Below are 4,618 nucleotides of genomic sequence, written 5' to 3' on the forward strand. Positions count from 1 at the left end.
TCGCCGGGCTCGCCCTCCCAAATCAGCGCGGCCTTGTTGCGGCGCGGCGTGTCGAGATGCCGATCGAGGCAGTTAAACGCGGCATTGATCGTGCCGCCGACAAACCATTTTGCATTCGGGAAATTCCACTCGAGGGTTTTGCTGAACGGCTTGAACCAATGCAGGTTGCGCGCGCATTCGGCCCAGAACATGTCGGGGTCGGCCTCCGCGCGCTTGCACAGCGCCTGGTACTCGTCGAAATTTTTGACCCACGCCCGCTTACTGAACTCGGCGGGCGGCGGGAACTTGCGGGATTCAGTCAGGGTCGAATCGATATGAGTCGCTTCGGTCGAGGCCATAAGCAGAGCACCTGTTCATACCACCTGTAGGGTAGTGTCTCAGTTTGAATTTCGACGCTGATATTCTCGATAAATGGCCGCGATATAGTGCGCGATCAGAACCAACGACATACCTACGAGAATACCGAAAGCGACCACCAATGACGCTCGCAATAAATCATTCATCGTACTTCGCCCTGATTGGCTTCCCATTCATCCACGATGCTAACTAGTTCCTCCTAACTGAACAGCCGATTTGTGACGCCTGCTTGCATTGCGGGCGTGACACGCAACGTCTTGCCCAAAGGACCGCGAGGCGAAAAACGCCCAGCAGACGTAATCGGTAACGCCGCGCGTCATGGATGCCAAGCGGAGCGGATTTCAAACTGAGACACTACCCACCTGTAGTGGTATTGAGATCGGTCGGCTACCATCGGTAGCTTCGTTCCGTCATAAATTGTTTTTTGCGCAAGCCGGCTTCGCCGGAATTCAGGCGAGTCCGGCGAGGTGGCGTAGGTTGGCGCATACCGTAGGATTAGCACAGAAAGTCCGCCGGGATTAGGCGGTGTAGTTCATCCCCACTTCTTATCGAACTGACTGAACAAGTGCCGACTATTTTTCACGCTACACGCGACCGCGAGCTTCGCGCGTTTTCAAGCTCAGGTATAGAGTCGCGGCGTCGCCATTCTCGCGCCGATTCGAATTGATCCCGCGCAATCGCTCGAGCAGCTCGTTTTCGACGCTCGCCGAATGCTCCGCCGCCAGCTCGACCGCGCGCGCCGCCCATCTGAGCGCGACGCGACCTTCAAGCCCGCCGAAATCGTCGAAGAACCACGCGCAGCTGGTCAGCGCCGCCTGCCCCGCCCGGACCATCTCGAACATCCTGAGCAGAGTCTCGCGATTAATCTCGTTGGTAACGCCGAAGCGCTTGAAGGTCTCCTCGTGGACGGCGGGATTCGGATCGATCAGCAAGCGGATTGCACCGCGCAGAATTGCACCGGGGTCTTTCACCTGCGCCGGCGCGAAACGGTCATAGGTCGCCTCGGCATGGTACTTCACGAAATCCATCGCGGCGCGAAATGGCGCGCGCCATTCCTGCGACGTGTGCGCATCGTTGCCGCATCCGCAGTTCGAGCGCCATCGCTCGATACCATGCGCGCAGCTCCACGACGTCGCAGACGGAATCTCGAACGACCCGACGACGGGATGCGCCGCAAGGTAGTCTTCGCAATTCGTTATGATGACGTCGTCGCGTTCTTCGAGCGCCTTCAACGCGCGCGCCAACTCGGAGGCGCCGTGCTTATTGTGATGCCCAAACGTTTCGCCGTCGGTTGCAAGCATCAGCGCCGCGCCCGGCTCGAGTTGGAGCGCAGTACTCGCGATCCACTCGGCCAGCCGCGCGCCATCGGCCAACCCCTCGCCGAAGGAAACGCTGTTGGACAATTCGCGATCGAATCGAAACACCGCGAGCCTCAAATCGCCGCTGTGCCATTGAAACGGCCCCGCGCCGCGGGATTCGGCGCCCGGGCCTTTAAAATTCCCCTGGTCCGTCGCGAGAATCACAAACTGGATTCCCGCCGCCGCGACCGATGCCAGCGTGTCCTCGTCGGCAGCGCACTCTGGCAGCCACATCCCAACCGGCCTGCGCCCGAAGCGGAAAACGAAATCGTCGATACCCCACACAATCTGCAGTTCGCGATCGCGCGGTGGCAGCAGCGGCAGAATCGAATGGCTGTACGATTGCGCGATCGCGTTGCCATGGCCGGCGTGCGCCTCGGCCGACAACGCGTTGCCACGCATCATCGCGCGATACGCAGTCTTGCCGTGGGTCTGCAGCCATCCTGCGAGCGTCGGGCCGACGTCGAAGCTGAGAGAGTCGTAATTATTGCGAACGTGAACGACCGGCCCTTGCATTGTGTGCGCATGCGCGTTGGCCGTGTAGCATTCACTCAAAATCCGCTCGTTCCAGTTCTGAAATGGCGCCGCACCATGCTCGGGGCTGATCAATCCAGTCCACGGGCTCTCGCGCGGAGGCTGATAAAAATGTCCGTGGATTATTATGTGCCTGGGTTCATCCATTACGATTATGTTGCGCCTCTGAGCCGGAGTGCGAAAGACCAGTCAACCGTCCAGCAGTCGAGCTAATTTGTCTTCTTTGCCGGATTCGGCTCAGCTTATCAAGTAAAAATTAACGCCGGAGCGCTAACTATCCACAATTGTTCAACAATTCCATCCACAGAGGAGTTCGGAAACGGAGCCGGGATTAATTCGCTTCGCTCTGAATGACACAAAGACGGAACGACAGGAATCGAATAACTCGGAAAAAAGAACGTTCCTGGGGAGGGGGACCGATTAATCGTATGTGAAACCCTGTGTCATTCAGAGCGGAGTCTGCGGAGCGAAGAATCCCGGCTCCGGAAGCTGAAGGTGTCAGAGGGCCGGTCCGGGCGAAAGACCGGGATTCTTCGCCGCAGCGGCTCTGAATGACACGGTCCCCGCTACGCGCAGGCAGCTCTGAAACTACCTTTGATTGCGGGCTCGCCTTTCTGATTGAGCACGGTCAGGTCGCCTTCGATTTGCTTCTCGCCGTCTTTCTCGATTTTGTTGGTGACCTTCCCTGTGCATGTGACGACGTCGCCCGGCCAAACGCGCGTGGCGAAGCGGACCTGAAAGCGGCGGACGTTGCCGATTCCGACGTAGTCGGTGACGGCTTTCGAGAGCAGGCCCGCGGTGAACATCCCCTGCGCGAACACGGTCGGGATTCCAGCCGCCTCGACGAAGGTCTGATCGTAATGCAGCGGGACGAAGTCGCCGGACGCGCCGGCATAGCGCACGAAATCAGGGCGGGTGACGCCTTTGATTTCGATCTTCGGGATTTCGTCGCCGACTTTGACTGAATCATATTTCAATTTTGGCATTTTTTTCACCGATTAATTTTCAGGCTTTGACTGCTTGGCCAGTTTCGATCAGCGTCGAGCGCGAAAGAGCGACCTTCTCGCCCTTCTGGTTGGTGTACTCAGTCTCCGTGATCAGCAGCGTCATCTTGCCGCCGCGACCGCCTTCCTTTTCGAGCACGTCGGCGACCTTGGTGACGCCAGTCAGAGTGTCGCCGACGAAGATCGGCTTGAAGAACTCGAACTCCTGCTCGCCGTGCAGGATACGGCGCAAATCGAAGCCGCCGAAGCCGGGACTCGAGGTATCGTCGGTCCAGAACGCGCTGGTCTGCAGGAACGTGACCGGCACCGGCACTCCGCCGACTTCCTTCTTCGCCAGCTCCTGATCGAAGTAGAGCGGATTCGGGTCTTTGATCGCGCGTGCGAACTCGCGGACCTTGCTCCAATCGACGTGCATCTTAAATGGTTTGCCGGTCTTTCCGACCGCACTTCTATCAGCCATGTGAATCAACCTCTCTCGACAGGATCGACGAATTATTTACTGTTGAACGGCCGGTTTGTCCACTTAGCCGCGCATTATGCCTTCGCCGCCGTCGATAATCAGCAGCGATCCGGTGACGTAGCTGGACGCGTCTGACGCCAGGAAGATGCATGGATACGCGATTTCCTCGACGCGGCCGAAGCGCTGCAGCGCGCGCGATCGCGCGACCATTTCCTTGACCTTCGGATTCGGCCATACGCGCGGCGCCGCACCTTCGGTATCAATCGGGCCCGGCGCGATACAGTTGACGCGAATGCCCATCGGGCCCCATTCGCCCGCGTGTGACACGGTCAGATTGATAACGCCGGCTTTGGCCGCGCCGTACGGAAGCATCGTGGGGGATCCATGCACGCCCGCAGTCGACGAGATATTGACAATCGAGCCCGGGCTCTTCTGTTCCATGAACTGGCGGGCAGCCGACTTCGAGCAGAAGAACACGCCGTCGAGATTGATACCAACCACCGCGCGCCATCCGTTGGGCGAAAGGTTCATCGACGGCGTCGTAATACTCGCGCCGTGATTGTTGATCAGCACGTCGAGACGGCCGAAAAGCTTGACCGCCTCGGCGACCATCTTGTCGCACTGATCGGCGTCGCGGACGTCCACCGGAGTCATCTCGCATTTGCCGCCGGCTTTGCGAATCTCGTCGCGTACGCGCTCCAGGTTCTCGACCTTGCGGCTGGCGATCAGCACCGGGGCTCCGCGCGCTGCAAACTCCTTGGCGATCGACTCGCCGATCCCGGTTCCTCCGCCGGTCACAATCGTAACTTTGCCTTCGACACTAAATGGATTCTTCAAAATGAAAACATCCTCCAGCAGGGTTCGCTTGGATTTATCGCACTCTTGGGGAGCGTTGGCGAGAGGCG

The 4,618-nt window shown here is 58.9% G+C and carries 5 protein-coding genes; all 5 read right to left on the reverse strand.

The annotated features are described in order from the left end of the window. Positions 1-338 (reverse strand): acetyl-coenzyme A synthetase N-terminal domain-containing protein (locus WB650_RS13905; RefSeq protein ID WP_423960869.1); only part of this gene is annotated, 338 nt, incomplete at its 3' end. 603 nt (positions 339-941) lie between these two features. Then, positions 942-2,396: a DUF3536 domain-containing protein gene (locus WB650_RS13910; protein ID WP_423960871.1), complete on the reverse strand. Its 1,455-nt coding sequence runs from the start codon at positions 2,394-2,396 to the stop codon at positions 942-944. A gap of 419 nt (positions 2,397-2,815) precedes the next feature. Next, positions 2,816-3,235, reverse strand: a complete 420-nt coding sequence (locus WB650_RS13915; protein ID WP_422305622.1) for a MaoC/PaaZ C-terminal domain-containing protein — start codon at positions 3,233-3,235, stop codon at positions 2,816-2,818. Positions 3,236-3,254: 19 nt separating this feature from the next. After that, positions 3,255-3,713, reverse strand: coding sequence for an FAS1-like dehydratase domain-containing protein (locus WB650_RS13920; protein ID WP_422305624.1), 459 nt, complete (start codon positions 3,711-3,713; stop codon positions 3,255-3,257). Between the two features lie 63 nt (positions 3,714-3,776). After that, positions 3,777-4,618 (reverse strand): SDR family NAD(P)-dependent oxidoreductase (locus WB650_RS13925; protein WP_423960873.1); only part of this gene is annotated, 842 nt, incomplete at its 5' end.

This window comes from Binatus sp. (SeqCode), from assembly GCF_049584895.1.
Taxonomy (GTDB): domain Bacteria; phylum Desulfobacterota; class Binatia; order Binatales; family Binataceae; genus Binatus.